This window comes from Sorangium aterium (genome assembly GCF_028368935.1).
GTDB lineage: Bacteria > Myxococcota_A > Polyangia > Polyangiales > Polyangiaceae > Sorangium > Sorangium atrum.
Genome location: NZ_JAQNDK010000001.1, coordinates 886304 through 912298, shown reverse-complemented (window position 1 = coordinate 912298; position 25995 = coordinate 886304). Strand labels below are relative to the sequence as shown.

Sequence of the window (25995 nt, the reverse complement as noted above, 5' to 3'; positions counted from 1 at the left end):
GCTCGCCGACCTGCCCGCGCCGACGTATCGTCCCCAACGTTATCGTCCCCAACGTAGGATACTGGTTCTATGAACTCGATTTCATCGTTCGCTACAGCGCGGCTCGTCTGCGCGAACCGCACCGCCATCGATGACCCCGGTCCGAGCCCCGATACCGTGGGGATGCGGAGTATCTGCGCAACGCCGGCGATGGCTCTGCTTGCGCTGCTGCTTACGGTCGCCGGATGCAGCAGCACCGAGACGGGCGGCGCGGGGGGAGCCGGGGGAACCGGGGGAGCAGCGCCGGGCGATTCCGGTACGCATGACGCCGCGTCGGGCTCGGGCGGCGGCGGTGGCTCGGGTGGCTCCGGCGGCTCCGGCGGCAGCGGTGGCTCGGGCGGCGGCGACTCGGGCGGCGGCGGCGGCTCGGGCGGCGGCGGTGGCTCGGGTGGCGGCGACGCCGCTCCAGATCTCGCAAGTTATGCGAGCGGGTTGGACAAGCTGTTCGTCGATGCCCCGTGCGCCCCGTCGACGCCCTTGCCGCTGGCCTCCATGGCGACGTGCAATCATCCGCCCAACACCCAGCGCATCGAGAAGCAGGTGATCTTCGGCGGCGATCCGGGCACGACGTACTCGGTCAAGCTGCGGGTGCGCGGGATCTGGGAGCCGACGGACATCGAGGGGGGCGAGATGCCCAAGAAGCCGTTCATGATAGGCGGCAGCGTTGGCCCCAGCGACTCCATCAACTACCAGCAATATTCGATTGAGGTGAGCGAGCCGCGCCAGACGTACTGGCTGAACAATTATCAGTACCGCGCTCACGACATTCACAAGGAGGACTACGAGGCGACGATCCAGGTCAACGGCGGCGCCATGGTCAAGGTGGTGATGAACGACGGCAACGAACGCCAGATCGCCAATTGGACCAAAGACTATTTCGAGGGGCTGCCGCCGTACGACACGGCGCCGACCACCGGCCAGATGCTGCGCCTGGACGTGGTGTCGGTGAGCAAGTAGGGCGCGTCGGGGCCCGACGGCCTCGCTCGGCCCATGATCTCGTCGGCGTCCTGAGGTGCAGTGCGGCCCGGGACGCGCCGTGCTCCGGCTGCGGACAGCTGTTGAGCACGCGCTCGCCCACACCGCGTCGAGGACACCGCGCGCACCCTGGGCGCCAGGAGAGACCTGTTCGACACCCGGCGCGCAGCGGCGAGCCAGAACCTCGAGGCGGCCCAGCAAGCTGATCGAGGAGGCGGAGCAACCTGTTGGAGCTCGATGAGCTCCAACAGGTTCGGCCCGCTAGCGAACTGCCTTCAACAGGCCGAGGCGGTACGGGAGCTGCGAGTATTCGCCGCCCGAGCTCGGGTTGCGTCCTTGATACAGGAACTGCAGATTGCAGGTGTCGAGCGTCGCGGTTTCGTCGTTGCCATCGCGCACCAGCTCGCCATGGCTGACGTCGTCGCTCCAGTCAGCCACGCCTGACGCGTAGGTCACGTTGTTTTGACCTGCGAACGGCGCGTTCCAGGTGTGCGCGAGCGGGGTCCACGCGCCGTCGAGGCGATCCGCGGTGAACGAGCGATAGAACCTGGCGCCCGTCGGGCCGATGGCCTCGATCACGGTCAAGTACTTGTTCATGCCCTTGATCTTGTACGTGGAGCTCCCCTCGAACAGATTGTTACGATTCGAGTCCTGAAGGGCGACCGAGACCGGGCCGAACCCGTTCGGGAAATTCTGCAGGGTGGTCTGGCTGCGGTACATCCGACCGTCGTCGCCGGTGAAGAAGAGGTAACAATTGGCGCTGTCGCAGATCGCCCAGTAATCGATGGGCAGGCTGGGCATGCCAGCGGGCGTGGACGCGAAGAAGTTCTGGGGTCTGGTCCAGCTGTCCGGGCGGCTCGGGTCGCTGGTCGTGGAGAACTGCGGCGGCTGCGATTGATAGATGAGGTACCACTTGTTCTGAGGCCTGAAGAAGAACATCTGCGGCGCGCACCGATAGCCGCTGAAGCCGGGCGTGCGATCCATGTAGTATTGCGGCGCGGATGCGGCCTGGGACCAGTCGGTGAAGTTCAGATAAGTCATCTGCCAGTTCCCGGCGGTGTTCGCCGTGGTGGCGTAGATGTGCCATCGGTCGTTGAAGAAGGAGACCGTCGGATCTTTGATGGACACGATATTGTGAGTCGCGTCGGACTTCGGGCTCACCAGCATGCCGCTCGACTGCCAGCGGAAGGTGGTCGGCAAGCCGCAACCTTCGCCGCCCCCGCTGCCGCCGCTGCCGCCGGTTCCGCCGGTTCCGCCGCTGCCGCCGGCTCCGCCGGTGCCGCCGCCGCTGCTGCTGCTGCTGCTGCTGCCCGAGCTCACGGGTGTGATCCGGAACTGCTGGTTGGTCCCGCCGTTCGATGCCCACTGAACCAAGGCGGTGCCGTCGGCGGTGCCGCGTCCGTAGACGTCCAGGGACTTGCCGCTGTTGCGTGCGGTGAGGCGCACGACGCCGCTGGAGACGTCGGTGAACGACCACTGCTGGTTTTCCCCGGTCCAGCAGGAGTATTGCTGGATGCGGGCGCCGTCGCTTGTGGAGGCGCCGGCGACGTCCATGCAACGGTTGCTGTTGACGTTGCGGATGCGATAGTAGCCGCCGCCTGCTGATTCCATGCGGAACTGTTGGCGCGTCGAGCCGTTGCAGCTGGCGATCTGCAGGGCCGCTGCGTCAGCGGTGCTGCCTCCAGCCACTTCGACGCATTTTCCGCTCTGGACGCCGGTGAGCGTGTAGGTCGCCGCGGTATCGATGGTGACGCCTTCGGCCAGGGCGTCGAACTCGTGACCGTCTTCATCGATCGGCTCGGCGGAGACGCACGCGGCCGTGGCGGCGAGCGTCGCGAGCAGCGGCCATCGCCTGAATCGGATTCTCATCATCATCCCCTCTGTTCAAAGGTATACGAAGCGGGAGGTAAGACACGTTGGAAGGCACCCGGGATCGGCTGCGCAAGCTCTGGCCCTACGGGTCGACTCCGTCGACCCGCGACCGAGCGGACGAGCCTGCGCAGCGATCCCAGGGCGCGCGGAGCTCCGTGAACCGCGCGTCAGCGCGCTCAGCGTCAGCGTCCCAGGTAGCTCATGAGCCAGGACATGGCGGGCCGCATCTGGCCGCTGCTGCTCATGAGCCCTGAGTTGGTCACCCACGTTTGGCCGCTGATGTACCCCCACAGCGTGATGCCTTTCACGCTCGGATGGTCGTAGAACATGGGGAACTGGCTCTGCATCACGTTGAGCTGCTGCGTGTCGTTCGCCAGGTTGATGTCGTACTCGGTGATGTAGACCGGTAGACCGGTGCCGGCGAGTTTGTCGAGGAAGCCCTTGACGGTGCTGGTGTTGAGCTTGTGCGCGTCGTGAGCTTGAGCTCCGATGCCATCGATGGGAGCCCCTGCCGCCCGGATCCGATTCACGATGTTGAGCGTGTTCTGGTTGTCGCCGCTGTACTCGATGTTGTTGTAGTCGTTGAGCAGCAGCTTGGCGTTCGGGCAGTACTGCCGCGCCCACTTGAACGCTTGCACGATCCAGTCGTAGCCGCTCGAGCCCGCGCCGCCGAGGGCGTTCATGTACACCGGCGTGGTGTGCGGGGGCGGCTCGTTCACGACGTCGATGATGGCGACGTCCGGGTAGCGCTGGCAGAACGCCTGGATCCACTCTTCTACCTCGGCGCGCTGCTCGCTCTGCGACAGACCGCCAATCCAGCTCGGCTGCTGGGCGCCCCAGATCAGCGTGTGGCCCTTGTAGGGAATGCCCTTCTGACGAGCGTAATCGCGGACCCGGTCCATGCCGGCCCAGTTCATGACGTCCCGCGTGGGCTCGACGGAGCCCCACTTGCCCTCGTTCTCCGGGCTGATCTGGTTCCAGTATCGGGACAGATCCGATCGCACCTGCCCGCCGGTGGTGATGTTACCGACGAACTTGCCGCCGCCGCCTCCTCCTCCGGCTCCGCCGCTGCCGCCGGCGCCCCCGCTGCCGCCGGTGCCGCCGCTGCCGCCGGTGCCGCTGCTGCTGCTGCTGCCCGAGCCCACCGGTGTGATCCGGAACTGCTGGTTGGTCCCGCCGTTCGACGCCCATTGGACCAAGGCGGTGCCGTCGGCGGTGCCGCGTCCGTAGACGTCGAGGGACTTGCCGCTGTTGCGTGCGGTGAGGCGCACGACGCCGCTGGAGACGTCGGTGAACGACCACTGCTGGTTTTCCCCGGTCCAGCAGGAGTATTGCTGGATGCGGGCGCCGTCGCTCGTGGAGGCGCCGGCGACGTCCATGCAACGGTTGCTGTTGACGTTGCGGATGCGATAGTAGCCGCCGCCTGCCGATTCCATGCGGAACTGCTGGCGCGTCGAGCCGTTGCAGCTGGCGATCTGCAGGGCCGCTGCGTCAGCGGTGCTGCCTCCAGCCACTTCGACGCATTTTCCGCTCTGGACGCCCGTGATCGTGTAGGTCGCCGCGGTATCGATGGTGATGCCTTCGGCGAGATCGTCGAGCTCGTAGCCGTCTTCGTCGATCGGCTCGGCGGAGATGCAGGCGCCGAGCGCGAGCGTGGCTAGCAGGGGCCATCGTTCAAATCGCATTCTCATGAGGTTCTCCTGTACCCAAGGGGCATGTCGTAGGCCGTGGCGTGAAGCGGCCCCTTGGGCGCAACCATAAGTTGTTACTATGATGTCGCTTCTTCATGGGGCGGGCGTGCGGGTCGCCGTGGAGACGAGACCTCGCGCCCAGCGCTGCTGAGGCGCGACCGCGACGTTCGCGGGCTCACCAACACGATGACCGAGCGAACCCAACCGATGCCGAGATCGATCGGCTGACGAAGGTCTCGGTGCGCATGACCGCCCTTTCGAAGCGAAGCAAAAGAATACCGACGGGCATCAATGTGAACGCTCACAACCAGGATGTCAATCCAAGAAGGCTGTTGAGTGAAGGCTGGCCCGTCGATTCATGGGTAAGTTGTCGATATGGTGTTACTTTTTCAGAGAGGCCGGATTGCGCGGCATCATGTTCTGTCGGCCCAGGGCAGCTCTCGCAGTTGGGACTTGACATCTCCGGAGGAGTTGGGCCTTCTTTCTCCTCTCCACACTGGACTTCCTTATCCCACACTGGACTTCCTCTCCCTTCCTGCATTGGACTTCCTCATCCCCCGACCAACGCGAGCTGCGCCACGCGCTCTGCCCGGGGACGGCCGCGCTGCCAGCGGCTGTGCTCGCCGCCACGCCCGGGCGCGCCCCGGGCGGGGAGGGTAGGATCGCGGAGGATGGAGCCGATCGTTGTCCTGATGATCCTCTCCGGAATCACGGGGCTCGTGAGGTGCTTCGCGGAAGCGCGGCAGGAGGCGAAGCGGGCCGCGGAGGCCCGCTGGCGGCTCGCCCGGCCGAGCTGGCAGCGCGCCGCGGCCCTGGTCGGCGGCAAGTTCACGTCAGGGCCGGATCCGCAGGGAGACCCACGGATGCAGATCTCCGTGGTGTGTGAGAACGTCTCGCTGCTCGTCGACCACGACATCGATCACGACGACGTGTCCGTCGCGCGCTACCACACCCGCATCACCGGCACGGCGCGGAACCCGTCGGGCCTCAGGCTCCGCGTCCACGAGCAGCGGCTGCGCCGGGGGAGCGGCGGGGCATTCCGGGCGCGGCAGGTGGACGTCGGCGATCCGGCGCTGGACGGCGCCTTCGTCGTCAAGGCCAGCATCCCGGCGCTCGCGCGCTGGTGGCTCACGGCGCCGCTGCGCGAGGCGCTCCGCGCGGCCGCCGACTACCAGGTCACGCTCGAGTCGCACCGGCTCACCGCCGTCCGCGCCGGGCTGGAGGACGACGCGGAGAAGCTCGCGAGCGCCATCCGCGCCGCCGCGCTCGTCGCGGACCGCGGCCGCGGGCTCACCAAGGAGCTGCGGGCGCTCTCGCAGGGGCTCGGCGGGCGCCTCCTGTCCGGCGCGGGCACCGCCTCGTCCGCGGGCGGGATGACCATCGAGCTCGAGCACCGCGGGAGGCTCTTCACCGTCGAGTTCGGCCGGGTAGGGGGGAAGGGCGCGTTCGGCACCCGCGTCCGCGCGGCCCGCGCCGCGTCGCCTTCAGAACGTTTCACCCTGAGGCGCCGGCCCAGGCGCGGCCCGCCCCGGGGCGCGCTCGATCCGTCCGGCGACGACGCGCTGCCGCGGGCCTACGAGCTCCTGGCGGAAGCGCCCGACCGGGTGGCTCAGCGCCTCGGCGACGAGCTGCGGCGCGAGATCGCCGCGCTCCGCCCGGCGTCGGTCACGGGCGATGACGCCGCGGTCACGCTCGTCTTCGGCCACCTCGAGACGCGGCGCGACCGGATCGAGCGCGCGATCGCGATCGTCTCCGCGCTCGCGGCCCCCGAGCCGCGCGGGCCCTATCGCTGATCGCCGCGCGGCGCGCTTCAGGTCGGCGGGCGTGATAGATCGTACGCCCGCAGCATGAAGGCCCAGCTCGACATCCCGGCGCCTCCTCCGCGCGCGCCCGCCCGGGGGAGGAGAGGGGCAGGATGAGCGCCGCGCGGGAGGATCCGACGACGCTGGTCCGCACCCGGCGGCGCGCCGACGCTGGTCACGAGCCTCGGCCGTTCCTCTTCCTCGTGCTGCAGTGCCAGCGGCCGATGGATCCGCCCGCGCGGCTCGCGCTCGACGGGGTCGACGAGGTCGCGTTCGGGCGGGGCCCTGCGCGCTCGATCGGCCGGCGGATCGAGGGCGATCGGGCGATCCTCGACGTGCGCCTCGAGGACGGCTGGGTGTCGTCGCGGCACGCGCGGATCACGCGCGAGGGCGGCCGGCTCCGCCTGGAGGATCTCGGCTCGACGAACGGCACGTTCGTGAACGGCGTGCCGCAGCGGAGCGCGCTCCTGGCCGAAGGGGACCTGATCGAGCTCGGCCACACGTTCTTCCTGTTCCGCGAGGCCGCCGCGCCCGACGAGCCTGCGGGCGGCGCGACCCAGGCGGCGGATCAGCCGTTCGGCCTCGCCACCTTCTCCCCCGAGCTGTCCGAGCGCTTTGCCTCCCTCCGGGCCGTCGCGCCCGCGCCGATCCCCGTCGTCCTCCAGGGCGAGAGCGGCACCGGCAAGGAGGTCGTCGCGCGCGCCGTCCACGCGCTCTCGGGGCGGCCCGGCCCGTTCGTCGCCATCAACTGCGGCGCGCTGCCCGAGAGCCTCATCGAGTCCGAGCTGTTCGGCCACAAGAAGGGCGCCTTCTCCGGCGCGGCCGAGGACCGGCCCGGGCTCATCCGCGCGGCCGACCGCGGCACCCTCTTCCTCGACGAGATCGGCGACCTGCCCGCGGCGTCGCAGACCGCGTTCCTGCGCGTGCTGCAGGAGTCGGAGGTCGTCGCGGTGGGCGCGACGCGCCCCGTGAAGGTCGACCTCCGCGTGGTCGTGGCCACGCACCGGGACCTCCCGGCGATGGTGGAGCGCGGCGACTTCCGGGGCGATCTCTTCGCGCGCCTCTCGGGCTTCGTGCTCGAGCTGCCGCCCCTGCGCAGGCGCCGGGAGGACCTCGGCCTGCTCATCGCCGCGCTGCTCCGCCGCGCCGCCCCGGACCGGGCCGCGTCGATCTCGCTCGGCTGCGAGGCGGCGCGCGCGCTCCTCCTGCGCGAGTGGCGGCTCAACGTCCGCGAGCTGGAGAAGTGCCTGGCGACCGCGATCGTGCTCGCGGGCGGCGGGCGGGTGGAGCTCGATCACCTGCCGCCGCCCGCGGTCCTCCCGCGCGGCGGCCCCGCGCCCGAGGCCCCGAAGCCCGAGGCCCCCCAGCCCGGCGAGCCGCAGCGCTCCGACGAGGAGGACCGCCGGCGGGAGGCGCTGATCCGCCTCTTCCGCGAGCACCGCGGGAACGTCAGCGCGGTGGCGCGGGCGATGGGCAAGGGGAGGACGCAGATCCACCGGTGGATCGCCCGCTATGGCATCGAGCCAGGCGACTACAGGGGCGGGTGAGCGCACGGCCGCCGCTCAGGGACAGCGCGCCGCATCGCCGGACAACACGCCGCCGGGCAACAACGGCGCGAACGGGGAGAACGGCGAGTTCCGGACGACATCCGACGGGTGGTTGAGAAACACCGTGATCGGGTGGGGCCATGTGCCCCCGCCTCCATCGCACTGCTGGAAGTCCCTGTCGCCGTCCACGAGCCCCCCGTCGTCGACGGAGCATTGGTGGAGCGGCGGACAGCTCGTGACAGCGTACGATTCGCCGCAGGCGCCGACCGAGGTCGCGACGCAGTCCATCTCGCCCTCGGCGCCGGCGCAGAGGCGTTCCGCCACGTACGCGGCGTGATCGGTCCAGTATTCACCCGTGCAGGCGAAGGCGTGCCGATAGATGGCCTGCCCGGAGAACTCCTCGGGGGTCGGAGCAGGGTTGAATTCGCCGTTCTCTTTCACCTCGTTCATCCCCGTCTTGAGACGGGGATGGAGGGGCTCATTGCCCCAAAGATTCCCGTAGAACGCGCCCTCGCGCCAGCCGAAGACGTCGGCCTCCGCCGCCGGATACACCGCCGCGCGGAACGTCGCCTCGACCACGGAGATGGCGCCGGGCGGCGGCGGGGGGCTCGGGCGCGGGCGGCTCCCCACGCTGAAGCGCCGGTTCGTCTGGAGCGCCGCGGCGCCGCTCCCGGCCGGCGCGGGGAGGCCGGCGCGGCCGCTCGTCCGCGGGCCGCTCATGAGGCTGAAGTAGGCGCTGGAAGGGCAGACGAAGCGGAGCGCGGGCTCGGCGCGCCTGCCGCAGCGCACCTCGCTCGAGTCGATTCGATCGGGTGAGCCGGCCTCGCAGCCGCGGATACCGCTGCAGACGCGAAGCACCATATCGCTGGCGGGCAGCCCGACGGCGCTCGCTGCGTCGTCGGCGCAGTCGGTCAGGGGCGCTTCGCCGGTCGCGATGAACACGGTCGATCCCGGGGTGCAGGAGCCCACGTGCTCGGCCGTCCATCCACAGCTGCGCGACGCGCCCTGGGAATCGATCCTGCACCGCCTGAAGCTCGGAATGGTGTCCCCGTCCTCCGTGCTCGTCACCACGCGGACGGAGGGCGCCGGCGTGAGGAGCCCCGGCCGGTGCTCCGGGAAGGCCTGGCCCCGCATCGAGACGGTGATCGAGCGGCCCATGGCGTTCACGAGCGAGAGCATGCACGCCGAGACGAGCTGCTGGCACTTCACCCCCACCGGGCCCGCGGCCCAGGCCGGGCAGATACCGATCTTGCCGTCGAACGTGAATTCCTCGCCTGTCGACGTGTCGGTGTACGACACGCTCTGGCCCACCTCGAGGGCGCAGGCGACGAGATAGCCCATCACCTCGCGCGTGGGCTCGTGGCGGAGCTGGCGTTGGAGCACGGGATAGGGGCCTGCGTCGGCGTAGCTGTCGGTCGCGAGCGGGACGGACACCATGACGGGGTTGGCACGCGGGTTCGTGATCAGCGCGTTGCGGGTGAGCGCCTCGGCGGAGAGGCCGTTGCCCCAGACGCCCTGCACCGCGTCCGCGAACGCCGCCACCGCAGCGCTGGTGCTGGCCGACCCGCCGCTGGCCGACCCGCCGCTGGCCGGCCCGGAGGCCGACGCGCTCGACGAGCTGCCGCTCCCCGCCGGCGCCGCTTGCGGCGGCCCGTCGAGCGGCGAGGCGTCGTCGCCGACGCCGACGCCGACGCCGGCGCAGCCCGCGCCGGCGCAAGAGAGCCCGAGACAGAACACAAGCAGCCCAGGGATCCGGGAGATCATCACGCGATCGGGTTCCTTTCTCGTCCTGGCGAGCCGGATCATCGGTTCACGCTTCGCCGCTCGATCCCGGCGAGAGGCCCGGCGAGAGGAGCGCGCGCTCGATCTCGTCGAACCGCTGCTCCCAGAAGCCCGCCGAGTCCGCCCTTGCGTCCCGCACGAGCGCCAGCGCCTCGCCGGCCGCGCCCGCCCGGAGGGCCGAGAGGGCCGCGCTGTGCAGCGCCTCGGCGTGCTCATGAAGGATCGCGGTATGCCGCGCCTCCTCCACGAGCGCGCGCCATGCCGCAGCGTCGAACCGACCGGCCGCCCGGTCGTCCAGGGCCTGCTGCACCAGGCGTGCCAGCGTCCGGGCGCAGGGGGTGAGGCTGGGCTTGGGGAGGCTCGCGCGGGCCTCGGCCAGGTGGCGGGCCGCCTCGTCGTGCTCGCCGCGGGCGAGGTGGATCCGGGCGAGGAGGAGGACATCGTCCGGCGAAGGGCGCTTGTTGAAATACCGCCGCTGGAGCTCGAGGCTGCGGCGCGCGAGCGGGAGGGCCTCGTCGGGCGCGCCCAGCCAGTACCGCAGCTCCGCCAGGTTCAGCGTGGCCCAGCGCTCGAGCTGGGCGTGGCCGAGCTCGCGGGCGAGGCGGACGGCCTCCCGCTGGTCCGCGACAGCGCGCCCTTCCTCCCGCCGCTTCACCCACATGAAGACGCGGTTGATGTACGCGGTGCACAGGTGGAAGGCGTCGCCGGCGCGCAGGCAGGCCTCGACGACGGCCTCGGCGTGGCGCTCGGCCTCGTCGAGCCGGCGGGCCACCGAGAGCGACGCGACGAGCACCAGCCGGGCGATGACGTGCGTCTCGTGGTCGCCGACGGCGAGCGCGCCGCGGGCGGCCCGCTCCAGCTTGGGGATCCCCTCGTCGACGCGCTGGTCGCGGCAGTCCGAGCGGCCGCCCGCGAGCAGGCAGCGCGCGTCGAGGCGCGCGTCGCCGAGGCCGGCGCACAGCTCGGCGGCGCGCGCCGCGATCGCCGCGGACGCGGGGAAGTCCTCGAGCCAGTCGAGCGCGGTCGCCTCCTCGAGGAGGAGCTCGCCCGCGCGGCCCCTGTCGCCCGCGGCCTCGGCCAGCGCGCGGGCCGCGCGCAGATCGGCGAGCGACTCCTCGAAGCGCTGCAGGCGGTAGCGCGCCCGGCCTCGGCCCGCGAGCGCGCGGCCGCGGGCCTCGGGGTCGTCGCGCTCGAGGAGGCCGACGAGGCGCAGGGCCGCGGTGAAGCGCTGCTCGGCCTCGACGACGTCGTGCCGGGCGAGCGCCTCGTCCGCGAGCTCGGCGTGCGCCGCCGCCGCCGCGGCCAGGTCTCCCGCGGCGGCCGCGTGCCGCGCGATCCGGGCGCGCGCCCCGGCGGCGCGCGGCGCGCCGAGGAGGCCCCGGAGGACGGCGGCGTGCAGCGCGCGGCGGCGGGCGGGCGGGATGCGCGCCTCGACGGCCTCGCGCAGGAGCGGGTGCCGGAAGGCGTAGCGCGGCGGCGACGCCGAGAGCGCGACGAGCACGCCGGCCCGGGCGAGGCGCGCGAGGCCGACGCCGGGGTCCAGCGCGCCGGCGCCGGCGCCGGCCGACCGCGTGTCGGCGGCGCGATCCAGCGCGCGCAGGGCGGCCTCGAGCTCGGCCGGGGAGAGGTCGTCGCCGAGGATCGCCGCGCGCTCGAGCAGGTCCACGAGCGGCGGCGGCAGGGCCGCGAGCGCGCGCGCGGCGAGGCGCTCGCCGAGCGGCGCGGCGGACAGGGAGAGCAGCTCGTCCGGAGCGAGCGTCCAGCCCTCGCCGCCCCGGGCGCGCTGGATCGCGCCGCCGACGCGCAGGGCGCACGCCACCTCCACCAGGTCGCGCGGGACGCCGCGCGCCAGCGCGTGGAGGCGATCGAGCACGGCGCGGGGGACGAACTCGACGGGGCGGAGGTGATCCTGGAGCAGCGCGCCCGCGGCCTCGGCGTCGAGCGGGCCGAGGTCGAGGGTCACCCGGCGGGCGGCGCGCTCCCCGAGCCCCGGACGGAGCGACGCGATCGAGGGCCGCGCGGCGAGCACGATCGCGAGGCGCGCCGCGCTGCCCTCGGCCGTGGCGAGCTCGATCGCGTCGAGCGCGGACGCGTCGGCGCGGTCGGCGTCGTCGAGCAGCAGCGCGATCGGCGCGGCGGCCGCGAGGGCGGCCGCGAGCGCGCGCGCCTCGGCGTGGCGTCGCGCGCCCGGCGCCTCCAGGAGCGGCGCGGCGGCCGGGTCTGCGGGGGCGAGCTGCCCAAGGGCGAGCCCGACGGCTGGCCAGGCGCGCGCGGCCTCCGCCGCGCCGAGCCGCTGGACGAGCGCCTCCCGGGCATTCGCGTCGCGCTCGCCGCTGGCCGGGAGATCCAGGGACGCGCGCAGGAGCGCGACGAACGTCGCGCCGTGCTCGGCCGCCTCCGGCCGGAGCGCCGCCGCGGCGTGCACGGCCGCGCCGCCGGCGTGGAGCGCCGCCGCGAGCGCTGCGAGGAACCGGCTCTTGCCGTGCCCTTCCGCGCCGAGCGCCGTGACGAGCGCCGGCCCTCCGCCGGCGAGCGCCTCCTGCGCGGCGGTGAGGGCCGCGCGGAGCGCCGCGTCGCGGCCGCGCAGGGAGGTCTCGCCGGGCTCGTCGGGGGGCGCGTTGCGCGGCTCGGGGGCCACCTCGCGCGGAGGGGGCGGGGTAACGTGCGGGCTGTCGGCGAGCGCGCGCCGCGCTTCGGCCGTGAGGAGCGCCGGCGGCATGGCGTCCGCGTCGCCCGGACCGGCCCCCCAGGTCTCCGCGTTCTCGAGCGCAGCGCCCGCGAGCGTGACGCCGTGCGTGCCCGCGCGCACCCGGAGCGGGGCCAGGTGGACCGCGAGGGGCGGCTCCGCTGCGCCGGCCTCGGCGAGGCGCCGGGCCACCCGCGCCGCCGCGCGCACGCCGTCGCCTGGCGCTTCGGCGGCGGGGAAGGCGAGCACCATGCGCTCCCCGCGAAAGCGCGCCAGGATGCCGCCTTCGGCCCGGGCGATGTCGACGAGCGCGTCCGCGCGCTCCCGCGTGCGCAGGGCGAGCAGCGCCACCGCGCGGTGCGGGCCGGCGGTGGGAGCGGGCGCGTCGGATCGGCTTTGGGGCGCGCCGGATCGGCCTTGGGCCATGTCCGATCGGCCTTGGGGCGTGTCGGAGCGGCCCTCGGCCATGTCCGATCGGCCTGGGGACGTGTCGGATCGACCTTCGGGCGCGTCGGATCGGCCTTGGGACGCGTCGGATCGGCCTGATGACGCGTCGGATCGGCCTGCGGGTGCGCCGGAGGATGCCGCGCGCCCTCGGGACGGGGCGACGCGCGCCTCGAGCGACGCCGCGAGAGCGCGCGCCACGTCGCTCGCGCGGGCCGGGCGGGCCTCTGGATCCTTCGCGAGGCACCGGAGGACCGCCTCGTCGGCGCCCTCCGGCAGCTGCGCGATCGACGACGGTGGTTCGGGGCGGCGGGCCACGTGGGCCTGGCGCACCTCGGCCGCCTCGCCGACGAACGGCGGACGTCCGGTGAGCAGCTCGAAGATCATCGCGCCGAGCGCGTAGATGTCGGCGCGCGCGTCGACGGCGCGCGCGCCGAGGCACTGCTCCGGCGCCATGTACGCCGCCGTCCCGAGGATCGCCCCGGTCTGCGTCAGATCGGGGCCGAGCGCCGCGCGCGCATCGCCGTCCGCGCGCGCCTGCGCGGCCAGGCCGAAGTCGATCAGCGCGACCTCCCCGCCCGGCCGCAGCCACACGTTCTCGGGCTTGAGATCGCGGTGCACAAGCCCGGCGTCGTGCACCGCGTCCAGCGCGGCCGAGAGCGCGCGCACGATCGCCGACGCCTGCGCGATCGGCATCGCGCCGGCGCCCGGCAGGTCCGCGAGGCGCCGCGCGAGCGAGCAGCCCTCGAGCCGCTCCAGCACGAGGAACGGACCGAGCTCTCCCGAGCGCCCGCGGCCGAGCAGCGCGGGGACCAGCGGCGGATCGAGGCGGGCGAGCGCCGCCGCCTCGCGCGCGATCCGGCCGTCGTCCTGCCGGCGCGCCACCTTGAGCGCCACGGAGCGGCCGTCGGCCTCGCGCGTCGCCCCGTAGACGCGCGCGAACCCCCCTTGCCCGAGCAGCCGCTCGATACGGAAGCCTTCGATGCGGAGCCCGGGGACCAGCAGCGACGGATCCCGATCGAGCGCCTCGTCCTCTCGCTCGTCGGCGCTCGTCACCGACGATGGGGCCAGGGGGTGCGCCGGGCACGCGGCGCCGGCCCGCCCTGGGAGGCGGCGATGGCACTCGGAGCAGCGCATGGGGCGCGAGTATACTGGGGTAGGGTGCCATGCGGCCGCCTGCCGAGCTCAACCAGGACGAGACAGCCGCCATCTCGGGCCGACCGCTGGAGCTCGAGGCGAGCGCCGCCGGCGACGCGCTCCCGGCCGGCGCGGTGGTCGGCGGTTACGTGCTCGACGACGTGCGGCTCGGGGGCGGCTTCGGCGTCGTGCACCGCGCCGTCCCGGTCGGGGGCGGCGCGCCGGTCGCCCTGAAGGTCCTCCGCCGCGGCCTGTCGCTCCTGCCGGCGATCCTCCGGCGCTTCCAGCGGGAGGCGGAGGTGCTCGCGCGGCTCAAGCACCCGGCGATCGTCGAGGTCCGCGGCGTGGGCGCCCTGGACGACGGCCGGCCGTACATCGCGATGGAGTGGGTCGAGGGCCGGAGCCTCGCGGCCGAGCTGCGCGCGCGGGGCGCCTTCTCGCCGTCCGAGGCGGCCGCCCTGCTCGAGGAGGTCGGCGGCGCGCTCGCCGCCGCGCACGCGATCGGCGTCGTGCACCGCGACGTGAAGGCCCAGAACGTCATGGTCTGCCCTGGTGAGCGCGGGCCCGGCGCGCCGGGCGTGAAGCTCGTCGACTTCGGCATCGCCAAGCTCCTCCGCCCGCGCGACGTCGATCGCGCGCGCGGCGGCAAGAGCAGCAGCCTGATCCTCGGCACGCCGCTCACGATGGCCCCGGAGCAGATCCTCGGCGGCGCGGTGGATGCGCGCACGGACATCTACGCGGTGGGCCTGCTCGCCTACCAGCTCGTGACGGGGGAGCTGCCGTTCCAGGGCGCCGATGCGGTCGAGACCGAGGAGATGCACCTGCGTTCGCCGCCGCCCTGCCCGAGCGACCGCGCGCCCGTGTCGGCGGCGTTCGACGCGGTGGTGCGCCGCTGCCTCGCCAAGGAGCCGGCGGACCGGTACGCGGGCGTGCCCGAGCTGCTCGCCGCCCTGCGCCGGGCGGTCGGCGCGCCGGGCCGAAAGAGCGCGGCGCCCGCGGCGCGCTCACCGGCCGACGCTCGCCTCGCGGGCGCCTGCGCGCAGGGGCAGCGCGCGCCGGGGGGACCATGCGCGGCGCTGCTCGTCGAGGCCCGGCTCTCGGCGCCGGACGACGCGGGCGACGAGGCGCTCGCCGACGTGGAGCGCCTGGTCCAGGCGGCGCGCGCGGCGCTCGTCCGGCTCGGGGCGACGCTCGTGGTCGAGAGCGCCGACGCGCTGCTGGCCGCGCTGCCCGCGCCGTTCGATCGCGCGCCGGAGCGGGCGCTCGGCTGGGCCCTCGAGCTCTGGGCGGAGCTCGGCGCGCGGGCCGGCGCGAGCCCCGAGGTCCTCCCGCGCCTCGCGCTGCACGCGGCCGAGCCCGAGGCGCTGCGCGGCTGGGCGCCCGCCGCGACCGGGGCGGGCGTGTTCGTGACCGGCGCGTTCGCCGAGGGGCTTGCCGGGGAGGGCGGGGAGGGGGAGAGCGAACGTGCGCCGCTCCGGGGCGAGGGCGGTGCGCTGCGCCGGGTGGCGCCGTGAGCGCCGCGGCCTGACGCGGGCATGCGATGCGCCGCGGCCTGACGCGGGCATGCGATGCGCCGCGGCCTGATGACACGGGCCGCGCCGCGAGCGCCGCGACCTGACGCGGGCGGGGCGCTGATACGGCCCCTGCCACAGGGGTGTCACAGGGCGGTGTGACAGGGGACAGCCGGCCTGTGGCAGGCAGGGCGCCTGCGCGGCGCAAAGCCGTCCCGCCGCGAGCATCGCGACGGCCGTGAAGGGCGCGTCGCTCCCAGGTGATCGGTGGGAATGGCCCTCGGCGGGCGACGCCAGGTCGCGAGCGCCGCGCGCTGGCAAGGCGCTTGCGATGGGGCTCCCCCGCGAGGCCGCCGCGGCCGCGCCGCTCCTGGCGCGCTGCGCGGCTGGCTGCCTCCGGTTCGACAACAAGAGAGCTCGAGAGAGCTGAGGAGATCTCGTCATGCGCATCGTTCGCTCTGCGTTCCCCCTCGTCGCCCTGTTCGCCGCCGGCTGCGCCGTCGAGGCGGCCGACCCTGAGCTCATGGAGGACGCCCCGTCCCTCTCGGAGACCTGGACCGTCAGCAACGCCGCGGTCAACGTGCGCTGGGACTCGGGCCTGAACGCCAACCTCTCGGCCTGGGAGTATATCCACTGCCACATCGATGATGGCGCTGGATTCATGTTGACCGAACTCACCGCCTTCCAGGAGCCCCTCACCGAGCCTGACGAGTTCATCGCCAGGATGTCCGGCGTGTGCCGGAGTTCGACCTCCTGCTGCCCGATCTCCCGCGGACCGGCGCGATCGACCCGGAGACCATCTTCTCGTGGCCGGGCGGCTTCCGCGCCGGCGGGCTCAGCGCCGCCATCCCGGTCGCCAACTACCCCACGGGTCTGCGGCTCAAGGTGGACGGCGCCAACACCTATGTGAAGGACGTGCGCATCAACTACGCTCCAAGGAACGCGGCCAATACGGCCCTCGACCTCGCCTCGGCTTCCCACACGAGCTATGCGATCGGGTACGCCGGGAACAACGTGACCCTGAGCTGCCCGGCCCAGCAGGTGCTGACGGGGCTGGATCTCAGGTACGACACGGTCGAGGGGAAGATCCGGGTCCTGGAGATCCACTGTAGAGCGCTGCAGCCCTGAGGGGGCCGGCGCCGTCGCGGCGAGCCGCCCCGGGGCCTCTCCGCCGGCCACCCCGATCGCCGCCGCGCGCCGTTCCGCCCGCGGCGTCCCACGAGGCCGAGGGAACACACGTCGACGACGACGTGGCGCGACCATCGCAGCCTTCATCACCAAGGTATTCCACGAGGGCCCCGGGGTTCCGTCGAAGGCGGCGCAGCCGGCGACATTCACGATCGACACCTCGACCGACGTGTCACAGCAATGACGTAGACCGCCCTGTCGCCGGCCTTGAGATGGTTGAAGGGCTCTGGGGGCACGCGCTCGATGCCCAGCTCGTACGACTGTCCCCTTCGAAGTCGCGCCCTTTCACGCTGGCCACCTCTGTGTCGCTGGGAGGCGACCGACGAACCTGCCGCTTGACGGGCTCAGCGTCGGGCTCAAGAGCGGAGCGATGATGGGTATTCGAACGCGAGAATGGCTGGGTCGGACGCGAGAATGGCTGGGTCGAACGGGACAATGGGTGGGCGTCGGGCTCCTCGCGGTGCTCATCGTCCTCGGCACGCAGCTCCTCAGGCGGCGCGCAGGAGCTGGAGCCCGCTCCGTAGCCACGGTGACGTACGCCTGGGTGCAGCGGCTGGGGCCTGAGGGGCCGAACGTCAGCGTCGATCTCTACGCGCCGCCGCGCGCGAGCAAGCGCGGCCCGCTGGTCGTTCTCTTGCAGGGGAACGAGCCCTCGCAGCCCGACGAGCGGCTCTCCTTCGCTGCGAACGTCGGCGACTCCCTACAGCGCAACGGGGTCGCCGCCGCCGCCGTCTCGTTTAACATCCACAAGGGCTACACGCTGCGCGCGTGCGCCGCGGACGTCGCCCGGGTCCTGCAAGAGGTGACCGACGCGCGCAACCCGACGCGCCTGATCCTCGCTGGTCGCGGCACCGGCGCGTGGATGGCGTCCCTCCTTGCGCTCGATCGGCGGCTCCTCGAGGGGGCCGGCATGGATCCCAAGCGCGTCGATGGGGTCATCCTGTTGCGTGGCACGTACGACCTCGGCGAGGCGGCGCTCGCGGGGCACCCCGACGCGGCGTTCTTCGCGGACTCGGTCGAAGATCGCAGCGAGTCGTCGCCCATCACGTATGCGCGGTCCGATGCGCCGCCGTTCTTGATGCTGTTCGGCGGCGAGGACGACGTCGGCTGGGTGCGTCTCGGTCGACCCTTCGCGCGCGCGCTCCATGATGCGGGCGCGCCCGACGTCGACACGTTCGTCGTCCCCAGGCGCGACGCGCACAGCATCTTGCACTGGGGCGGAAGGGGAGACATGGTCGGCGATCTGGTGTTCCCCTTCGTCGCCTCGGGCCTCAAGGAGCTCCCCATCGACAACCCCTTCGGCGTGCTCCGCCGCTGGGGTACGCGGCCGCCGCTCGACCTGTCGGAGCTCCGCAAGGATCCCCGGGCCATCACGACCTACCCGGTCGACGCCGCGCTGCGGGAGACGATAAGCGGCCTTCTGGGCAAGGGGGGGCTCGAGCGCTACGCCTTGCCCGGCAGGACCTATCAGGCCATCGATCTGCTCGCCTACCTGGCCGAGCGGCCGAAGTCCGAGGTGGGCGAAGGCGACTGGCTGGTGGTCTCGAACCTCCGGGGCGAGCGACAGTACTTCTCGCGCGAGGCGCTGAAGAAGGCGCAGGCGGTCATCGTGGTCGGAATCGACGACGAGGACAATCTCTACCGCCTCGTCGACTTCTACCGGCTGAAGCGCGCCTACTCGTGGATCGAGGGCGAGGAGCCGATGCCGATGATGATCCGGCCGCTCGGCGCGTTCCTGCACTTCCGGGCGCCGCTGCCGGCGGACCTGGGGAACAAGACCTACGCGGCATTCGGGCTCGATGCGGCGAGCTTCCACTGGGTGGAGAAGGATCCGCTCGCGCCGTTCCGCTCGCTCACCGGTGGAGTGCGCGAGGCGCTGATCGGCGAACAAGGGTGCGTCAAGTGCCACAGCTTCCGTGGCGTCGACGCGCGGGCGCACCACGCGCTGGCGCTCGACGGCACGCCGTACGGGGCGTACGCGCTGCCGCTCGAGGACTATCCGAGCGAGGTGTTGCGGCGCTTCTTGTTCGAGCAGGACGCGGTGGCTGAGAGCTTCGGGGTCGTGCCGCTCCGGGTGGATGAGGCCGTCGCGGGGCAGCTCCTCGACATGGTGAACCACGAGAAGAACGAGAAGAAGTAGCGGCCCGCAACCTCAGGGCTCTACCTGTTCGTAGAGCGCCGTCGCCCACTCGGCGTGCGCGCGCGCCGAGGGGTGCAGGCCGTCGCCGGCGAGCATCTTCGCCTCCGCCTGCCTGTGCATGAGCGGATACAGGTCCACGTAGCGCGCGCCCGTGGCTCGTGCCTCGTCGCGCAGGATGGTGTTGAAGGCGACGATGTCCGCGCCGATCTGCCGCGGATCTCCGAACGAAGCGGCGGCCGGAGAGAGCGACCAGTCGGGCTGCGGGAGCGCCACGATCCGATTCGGCCCGACGCCAGCGTCGATGATCGCTCGGAGGAGCACCCGCACGCGCGATCGGTAGACGTCCGCGCTCCAGCGGCGCACGTAGTCGTTGGCGCCCACCGCGAGCGTCACCAGCGTGGGGCGAAATGGTGCCACCTCCGGGATCTCCCGCTCTTGCACGTCTTCCGTGGTGTAGCCGTTGACCGCCACGTTCTTGAGGGTCACCCGGCGGCCCTGCGCGCGCCAGAGCTCGGCGAGGCGCGAGGGGAACGCGTCGGCCGGCTGGTTCCCCGTCCCTGCCGTGAATGAGTCGCCGAGAGCCAGATAGCGGATCTCCTCGAGCCCGCGCGTGGGCGCGACATCCTCGCTGGCACCGGCGGGCGCGCTCCGTGGAGAGCTGCCGAGCAGCGTCAAGGCGAGCAGGAGAATCCCACCGAACAGGAGCAGAACCGGCAGGAGGAGCGGGCGGAGAGAGCGCATCAAGAAGGATAGCATCGCTTCATTGCCGGGCTAGATATCCTTCGAATCGCTCCTCGCGGGCTGACCAAGGGCTCAGTCAAGGGGCATGATGACGTGGACGATCCGTCGATTCCCAGCGCGCCACCGGTCCGAGCCCCGGCCCAGCAGGCGCTGACGGGGAGCGAGGTCCGGTTCGACACGGTCGAGGGGAAGGTCAGCGTCCGCGAGATCCACAGCAGAGCGCTGCAGCCCTGAACGGACCCGGGCCGGCGCGGGAGTATCCTTCCACGGCGGGATCGTGCATCATCGCATCATCGAACGAGGCGGCCGCGGGGATGCGCCGCGATCCCGCGGCGGCATTGGACGGAGGATATCGATGGATGACATGAGCACATGACGACCCCCCTCCGCGCCGAGGAAGCGCTCGCGAGCCTGCGCCGCGCGGGGCTCGCGACCCGGATCGACGCCGCGGCCTTCGCGGCGGCGTGCGACGAGGAGCGAGGCGGCGCGCCGCTCGACGCCGAGATCGCGCTCTCGGCGCTGGCGTCGATCTATGGCGTGCGCGGCCCCTCGGAGGCGAGCGCCGTGGACCGCGCGTTCGTGGTGGACGAGCACGCCGCGGCCGATCCGGCGGTCCTCGGGGCCGTGTGGCTCGCGCTCGAGCGATGGCTGGAGCGCCCGATCCCCGTCGCGGTGGCGACGGACCTCGACGAGCTCGTCTCCTACGCGGGCGACCTGTGCTTTCTTCGCCGGCACGCCGGCGCCGCGAGCGAGGCGCCGTATCTCTTCTCCATCGACAGGTGGCGCACGCGCGATGACACGCCCTATTCGCTCTACGTGTTGCGGAGCGACGGCGCGCCCCTCTACGCGCTCGGCGTGCCCGTCCAGTTCCACGTCCACCCGGACACGGAGGCCGCCGCTGCCGGCATCTTCCGCACGGATGGCCTCACGCCGAGCTACCGCGAGCACGCGCCGGCGTGCGCCGCTTGCCGCGACGCGCTCCGGAGCGCCGCGGAGCGCGGCGTGCTGCCCGACGTGTTCCAGCCGCTTCTCGGGTAGAGAGGAGCTCGGGGACGGCGAGGCGTCGCTCGCGCACGTGAGGTGGCTCTCAGGCAATGAGCCGGCCGGGTTCCTGGCGGCCGGTCGTCTTGTGGTGCAGCGAGCACCCCTTGTAGCTTGATCCGATAACGGGAGGTTTGCCGCGATGCGTACATGCCGGAATGGCCTCGTGATGGGTGCTTCGATCGTGCTGGCGGCGGTGGTCCTCGGAGCGTGCGGAGACGACGGCGACGGCGGGACGAGCGCTCAGTCTTCCTCCGGAGGGAGCCTCAGCTGTCCCATGTCGCAGCCGACGGCGTGCCCGCCGGTCGCGAGCACCTACTGCGCCGACACAACGAGCGACGTGAACAACTGCGGAGGGTGCGGGGTGAAGTGCGGCGATGGCCAGGCGTGCTCGGACAGCGCGTGCGTTTGCCCGCCGACGAGCCCGGACGCGTGCTCCCAGGGAGGCACGACGATCTGCACGAACCTCGCGACCGATCCGGAGCACTGCGGCACCTGCGACGACGCGTGCGCGACGCCGCAGGTGTGCGCCGAGGGCACCTGTAGCGTCGTATGCGAACCGCAGCAGACGACATGCCCCGCCAGCGGCGGGCAGCCCGCCTACTGCGCGTCGCTGGACACGGCCAAGGACTGCGGGGCGTGCGGAAACGCCTGCGCGCTGGACCACGACTGCTCCGGCGCAGAGGGGAGCCTGGAATGCGTCGTATGTGTTCCCAGCGTCGCGAGCGCGACAGACGAGTTGCCCACGCCGCCCGCGGGCTGGAAGATCACCTGCCTCACCACGCCGTGCCCGATCGTGCGCTGCGGGGAGCTCACCTTCTGGGTGTACTCGGACGTCGAGAACGAGAGCTTCTTCGGCGTGACCGGGTACGACGCGCAGAACAACCTGATCAAGGGCCCGGTGATGGTCACGGGGGATCGCTACATCTCGTCGATCACGCTGGACCCCGGAACGGAGACCGCGAACCTGATCGGCCAGAACGGTGGTACCGGCGTCCAGGTGCCCTGGTCGATGTTCCGTCTCCCCTGACGCGGAGGGCCGCGCCGCTGGCTCGTTGAACGGCCCCGACGTGTCATCCCCGTGAGGGGAGGCCGACGCTGGCAAGGTAGGCTTCCAGGGCCGGTGCATGATCGGACGACACGATGGCGCCGATATATCCGTCCGGCCGGACGAGCACCCAGTCGCCGAGCGACACGCCATAAGCAGCGCGGAGATGGCCGCCCTCATCGACGATGTCGCCGCGCGGCCCGACGGCGTGGATGTGGAGTCCGGGACGCGGCTCGACGGGCGAGAGCCGGTCCACGCCGTAACCCAGCAAGGTCCAATGCGGACCCTGGAAGAGCTTGAAGAGCCGTGTCGGCATCCCCGCCGCGCCGCGGACGGGCGCGTCCGGCGCTCGGTTGCCCGCGAGGATGCCGCCGCTGCGTTTCGGCTTTTCCATCGCCAGCGACGATTCCGGATACCCGAGATCGAGCTGATGCACCTCGCGACCGCGGCGCATGTCGCCTCGCTTGGCCGCCTCCAGCAGCTTCGTCGACAGGCCGAGCACCTCCGCGGCGATCGGCCGCCGCTCCTCCTCGTAGGTCGCGAGCAGCGCCTCCGGAGCACCTGCCAGGACGGCGGCGAGCTTCCAGCCGAGGTTGTAGGCATCCTGCACGCTCGTGTTGAGGCCCTGTCCACCCGTCGGCGGGTGGATATGCGCGGCGTCGCCGGTGAGGAAGACGCGTCCGTCCCGGTAACGGTCGGCGAGGCGCGCGTTCATGGTGTAGGCGGAGGCCCAGGAGACCGAGCGGATCACGATGTCGCCTCGGCCCGTGCGGCCCGTGACCATCGCTGTGAGGCCTTCCGCGGAGAGATCCACATCGCCCTCCAGCGGGATCGGCGCCTGCAACTGGAACATGTCGGTGCCGGCGAGCGGGCACAGCGACATCTGCTTCTCCATCGACCCATGGTTGAAGCGATGCCAGGCGGCCCTGCTGAGCCCATCCAGGACGACGTCGGCGACGACCGCGCGCACCCCCATCGTCTTGCCGGGAAAGCCGATCGCGAGCGCCTGCCGTACGACGCTGCGGCCGCCGTCCGCTCCGACGAGATAGCGGACGCGGACGGTCTCCTCACCCGTCGGGCCGGAGATGCGGGCGTCGACGCCCTCGCCATCCTGCTCGAAGCTCTTCAGCTCGCGGCCGAACTCCGGGTACTTCCCGAGCTCCGCCAGACGCTCGCGCATCGCGGCTTCGGTCAGGAATTGAGGCACGAGGAGCGCCAGGCGATAGGGCTCGCCAGGCGTCGGGTCCTGAGGATCCATGATCTGCGACTCCTCGTAGCCTCCGTCATCGCGATACTCCCGCGGGGGTGGGTACAGACCGCCGATCGCGACGACGCGGTCGAGGATGCCCAGATCCTCGAACACCTCCTGGCTGCGCGGCTGGATCCCTTTGCCGCGCGAGCCGGGAAATGGCCGGTCCAGCCTGTCGATGAGCCGGAACGCGACGCCCCGACGGGCGAGCTCGATGGCGAGGGTCAACCCAGCAGCACCTGCGCCGACGATCAGGACATCCGTCGAAAAATTAGACTCCACTGAGACCTCCGTTTTTGTTGGACTGCGTCTCGGATATGTGTACTATGCATATAGTCGCGCCTCCCGGAGCGTCAAGGGAATTTGTGCAAAATACACGGATTATAAAAAAGAAGCTCCGCGAGCTCCACGGAGCCATGGTCGATCTGGTCGCGCTCATGAATCAGCCGCAGCGCGATCAGGCGCTGCTCGCGGAGGCAGGCATCTCCCTGGATCGAGCCCTCTTTCCGCTGCTGGTGGGGATCGAGCGCTTCGGGCCGATCGGCGTGGTCGAGCTTTCGGACCGAGCCGGGCGCGATTACACGACCGTCAGCCGCCAGGTCGCAAAGCTCGAGAGCCTGGGGCTGATCGAACGTCGACCGAGCCCGGCCGATCGTCGCATCCATGAGGCGGTGATCACCGACAAGGGGCGGCAGATGACCGACGCCTTGGACGCCGCCCGTCAGAGGATTGCGGCCCCTATCCTCGCCAAGTGGAGTGAGGAAGACTTCAGCGACCTGGTGCGCCTGATGCGCCGGTTCGTGGACGACTTGATGGATCCGTCAGGCGGAACGGACAAGACCTGAGGTGGTCGCAGGCCTCCTGCGGCGCCGTCGGGGTGCCCGCAGGCTGTGGGGTGGATTTCCTGGTCCCCGGTCCAGTGACCGGGTTCGGTAAAGGAGTGGGCACCTGGAACGCGTGACAGCCACCGCCTTGCACAATGCGCACATCGAGTGCCCGTTCACGGCGGGAAGCATCCAGCTGGAAGGCATGAGCCTTTGCGACAACTGTTTCTCGCGGCTTCCGTTCGGTGTGCGCAAGGGGGTCCACGGTTGGCGACCTCCTACGGCGTGCGACGCCTGTGGGCTGCCGCTGGCATCGCTCCTCGGTAAGCCGGTGCGGTTGGACGATGGGCGGTGGACGATTCGTTGCGACTGTGGGGGGCTCCTCCGAGGCTCCCACCGTCGCGGCGCACTGTTCGGCACCTGGGCTTTCGTGGGGGTGCTGCCGTCGGTGGAGCTCGGCGTGGGTGACGGGCTCGTGCCCGAGGCCGTCAGGAGCTCGAGTGACCTGGGAGCGACCTGGCGCTCGACCGTGATGAGCGGGCTCGACGTGGCTGAGCTGGTCACGTGGCGATCGGGCACGATCAATAGTCTGGAATTCTCTGACGGCTCGGCTCACAGGTTTCTGCTCCAGTTCAGGCGGGAGAATCCCGCCAGCTGGGTCGCCTACGGTGGCGCAGGTGTCGACGGTGCAGGCATGCGTCTCTGGGCGCCGCTCATGAGGGATCCCGAGCTGGAGCGGAGGATTGCAGCCATGCTCGACCGAGCGATTCGCTGGAGGCAATCGGCTCTGGCGGACGGCAAGCAGGAAATGGTGGAGCCGCTTCGCGCCCTCGGGAATTTCTACGCATATCTCTGCTGACAGGTCCTCGATGCGTGCGGTGATGGGGTGATCCATCCCGAGCTCCCCATCCGGGAGTCCGCCGCGCAGGTGGCCTTCGCCGCGAGGCGCTGTCCGATCTCACCGAGGTGCTTCGACGAGGAGGGCCACGCTGGCGGCCCGCGGCGGCCGCGGATATACACCAGGTCGTGCCTCCCGCGCCGTCGCCGGTCGATGCCATCCACAGCCTGATCTCCGCGTTCGGCGAGAGCTTCGCGCCCGGCGACGCGGCGCCTCCGTACGAGGCGAGCCTCGACGGGCCGAGGATCCGTCTGACGACGAGCCGCGGTGTGCTCGAGGAGCACGCGTCCGAGTGGAAGCGCCTGTGCGGCCGGCTCTGGGTGCAGACCCTGCCGGACGAGCGCGCGCGAGCGCTCGAGGTCCTGCTGCCCACGCTCTCCGACTTCGATGGCGCGGTGTGGGCCCCGATGCAGCGCCTGCTCGAGGCGGACGCCGTGGCGTCGGCGCTGCGCACGCTCGAGGCGTCCCTGCCGGATGCGCTGGAGGCCCTCGCGTGTCGATGCTCTGCCTCCTTCGCCGAGTCGATCCACGGCGAGCACCCGTTCATCCGCGGCGCGATCCCGGCGGCGCAGCACGAGGCCTTCGCGAAGAAGAGCGCGCTCTCGACCGTGGAGCTCGTGAAGATACCGCTCGAATTCCTGGCCAGCGCCATGCCCCTCGAGCGCCTGGAGGCGCTCTACTGGCTGCGCGATGCCCTGCGCGAGAACCCGACGAAGGTGCTGGGTATCCATCGCCTGCTCGTGCAGCGCGTGGTGCCCGTGTGTCGTCAGGGCGTGGGGCTCTGGCGCGAGGGCGCCATGGGCGTGATCGAGCGCTGGGTGACGCGCCTGGTCTCGCGCGCCGCCTACCCGGAGGCGCTGCCGATGCTCGACATCCTGCTGGCGTATGGCGTGGCGATCCCGCATCTCTTGCCGCTGCGCTACGAGGCCCTGCTCGCCTCGAACGAGCCGGCCGAGGCCGAGCGCACGCTGCTGCGCCTGCGCGCCATCGCCGACGCCTCGGGGCACCTGCGCTCGCCCTGGGTGCGGGCGGACAGCCACGTGGACGATCTCTGCGCCATCGCCTCGTGGAAGGCCGCCAAGGTGTTCCGCCAGGTCGCCGAAGGCGCGCACCCCTTCGCGGAGCGGCGCCTCAAGAACGAGCCCGGTCCGCCGGCCGTCACCGCGTCGGAGGCGGCGGAGATCAGCCGTGGCCTCGCCGCGCACGCCCTGGAGCTCTTCCAGCGCCGCGCCGCCCAGCCGTCCACGGTCGCGTATCCCCCCCGCTACGATGTCTACATCGCGTGGGCCAGGCAGCTCGCCGACTAGCCGCGAGCGCACAACCGGCCTCGGAGCCTGCTTGCGATGGCAGGGATCCCCGGGCGAGGCCGACGTGTTCCCC

General features: G+C 71.9%; 18 protein-coding genes. 12 read left to right on the top strand and 6 right to left on the bottom strand.

Annotated features, from left to right (window positions below; genetic code table 11):
• Positions 1-69: 69 nt before the first annotated feature.
• Positions 70-996: a hypothetical protein gene (locus tag POL72_RS03185; protein WP_272093504.1), complete on the top strand. Its 927-nt coding sequence runs from the start codon at positions 70-72 to the stop codon at positions 994-996.
• Positions 997-1275: 279 nt separating this feature from the next.
• Here POL72_RS03185 and POL72_RS03180 read toward each other — a convergent pair whose 3' ends face one another.
• A complete protein-coding gene (locus POL72_RS03180) occupies positions 1276-2889 on the bottom strand; it encodes a non-reducing end alpha-L-arabinofuranosidase family hydrolase (RefSeq protein ID WP_272093503.1) in 1614 nt (537 codons plus the stop codon).
• A 179-nt stretch (positions 2890-3068) separates the two neighbouring features.
• Positions 3069-4571: an endo-1,4-beta-xylanase gene (locus POL72_RS03175; protein WP_444547637.1), complete on the bottom strand. Its 1503-nt coding sequence runs from the start codon at positions 4569-4571 to the stop codon at positions 3069-3071.
• Between the two features lie 677 nt (positions 4572-5248).
• On the opposite strand from POL72_RS03175, the gene POL72_RS03170 reads away from it, so the two are divergent.
• Together POL72_RS03170 and POL72_RS03165 are read left to right on the top strand one after the other, a co-directional pair.
• Positions 5249-6370 (top strand): hypothetical protein, encoded by a 1122-nt coding sequence (locus POL72_RS03170; protein WP_272093501.1) that lies wholly within the window; start codon positions 5249-5251, stop codon positions 6368-6370.
• Between the two features lie 122 nt (positions 6371-6492).
• Positions 6493-7926: an FHA and sigma-54 interaction domain-containing protein gene (locus tag POL72_RS03165; protein ID WP_272093500.1), complete on the top strand. Its 1434-nt coding sequence runs from the start codon at positions 6493-6495 to the stop codon at positions 7924-7926.
• Positions 7927-7941: 15 nt separating this feature from the next.
• Here the strand turns inward: POL72_RS03165 and POL72_RS03160 are convergent, their stop codons facing one another.
• Both POL72_RS03160 and POL72_RS03155 read right to left on the bottom strand, forming a co-directional pair.
• Positions 7942-9690 carry a hypothetical protein gene (locus POL72_RS03160; protein ID WP_272093499.1) on the bottom strand — a complete coding sequence of 583 codons (1749 nt, stop codon included), beginning with the start codon at positions 9688-9690 and terminating at the stop codon, positions 7942-7944.
• A gap of 46 nt (positions 9691-9736) precedes the next feature.
• The gene (locus POL72_RS03155; RefSeq protein WP_272093498.1) at positions 9737-13894 is read right to left on the bottom strand and encodes a protein kinase domain-containing protein; all 4158 of its coding nucleotides are present in this window, start codon (positions 13892-13894) and stop codon (positions 9737-9739) included.
• A gap of 110 nt (positions 13895-14004) precedes the next feature.
• Between POL72_RS03155 and POL72_RS03150 the strand changes: the two genes are divergently transcribed.
• The 3 genes from POL72_RS03150 (at position 14005) to POL72_RS03140 (ending at position 18814) form a co-directional block, all read left to right on the top strand.
• Entirely contained in the window at positions 14005-15489 is a 1485-nt protein-coding gene (locus POL72_RS03150) for a serine/threonine-protein kinase (protein ID WP_272093497.1), read from the top strand.
• Positions 15490-16221: 732 nt separating this feature from the next.
• Positions 16222-16614: a hypothetical protein gene (locus POL72_RS03145; RefSeq protein WP_272093496.1), complete on the top strand. Its 393-nt coding sequence runs from the start codon at positions 16222-16224 to the stop codon at positions 16612-16614.
• A 499-nt stretch (positions 16615-17113) separates the two neighbouring features.
• On the top strand, positions 17114-18814 hold the full coding sequence (locus POL72_RS03140; protein WP_272093495.1) for a S9 family peptidase: 1701 nt from the start codon (positions 17114-17116) through the stop codon (positions 18812-18814).
• 12 nt (positions 18815-18826) lie between these two features.
• On the opposite strand, the gene POL72_RS03135 is transcribed toward POL72_RS03140, so the two are convergent.
• Positions 18827-19570 carry an SGNH/GDSL hydrolase family protein gene (locus POL72_RS03135; protein WP_272093494.1) on the bottom strand — a complete coding sequence of 248 codons (744 nt, stop codon included), beginning with the start codon at positions 19568-19570 and terminating at the stop codon, positions 18827-18829.
• A 78-nt stretch (positions 19571-19648) separates the two neighbouring features.
• On the opposite strand from POL72_RS03135, the gene POL72_RS03130 reads away from it, so the two are divergent.
• From POL72_RS03130 to POL72_RS03120, 3 genes are all read left to right on the top strand, one after another.
• Positions 19649-19789, top strand: coding sequence for a hypothetical protein (locus POL72_RS03130; protein WP_272093493.1), 141 nt, complete (start codon positions 19649-19651; stop codon positions 19787-19789).
• A gap of 138 nt (positions 19790-19927) precedes the next feature.
• Positions 19928-20593, top strand: a complete 666-nt coding sequence (locus tag POL72_RS03125) for a hypothetical protein (protein WP_272093492.1) — start codon at positions 19928-19930, stop codon at positions 20591-20593.
• Between the two features lie 280 nt (positions 20594-20873).
• Complete coding sequence (locus tag POL72_RS03120) at positions 20874-21626, top strand: hypothetical protein (RefSeq protein ID WP_272093491.1); 753 nt, start codon at positions 20874-20876, stop codon at positions 21624-21626.
• A gap of 43 nt (positions 21627-21669) precedes the next feature.
• Here the strand turns inward: POL72_RS03120 and POL72_RS03115 are convergent, their stop codons facing one another.
• Positions 21670-23175: an FAD-dependent oxidoreductase gene (locus POL72_RS03115; RefSeq protein ID WP_272093490.1), complete on the bottom strand. Its 1506-nt coding sequence runs from the start codon at positions 23173-23175 to the stop codon at positions 21670-21672.
• Positions 23176-23309: 134 nt separating this feature from the next.
• On the opposite strand from POL72_RS03115, the gene POL72_RS03110 reads away from it, so the two are divergent.
• From POL72_RS03110 to POL72_RS03100, 3 genes are all read left to right on the top strand, one after another.
• Positions 23310-23738, top strand: coding sequence for a MarR family winged helix-turn-helix transcriptional regulator (locus POL72_RS03110; protein ID WP_272093489.1), 429 nt, complete (start codon positions 23310-23312; stop codon positions 23736-23738).
• 439 nt (positions 23739-24177) lie between these two features.
• Complete coding sequence (locus POL72_RS03105) at positions 24178-24576, top strand: hypothetical protein (protein ID WP_272093488.1); 399 nt, start codon at positions 24178-24180, stop codon at positions 24574-24576.
• A gap of 167 nt (positions 24577-24743) precedes the next feature.
• Positions 24744-25922, top strand: a complete 1179-nt coding sequence (locus POL72_RS03100) for a hypothetical protein (protein WP_272093487.1) — start codon at positions 24744-24746, stop codon at positions 25920-25922.
• The last annotated feature ends 73 nt before the right edge of the window (positions 25923-25995 follow it).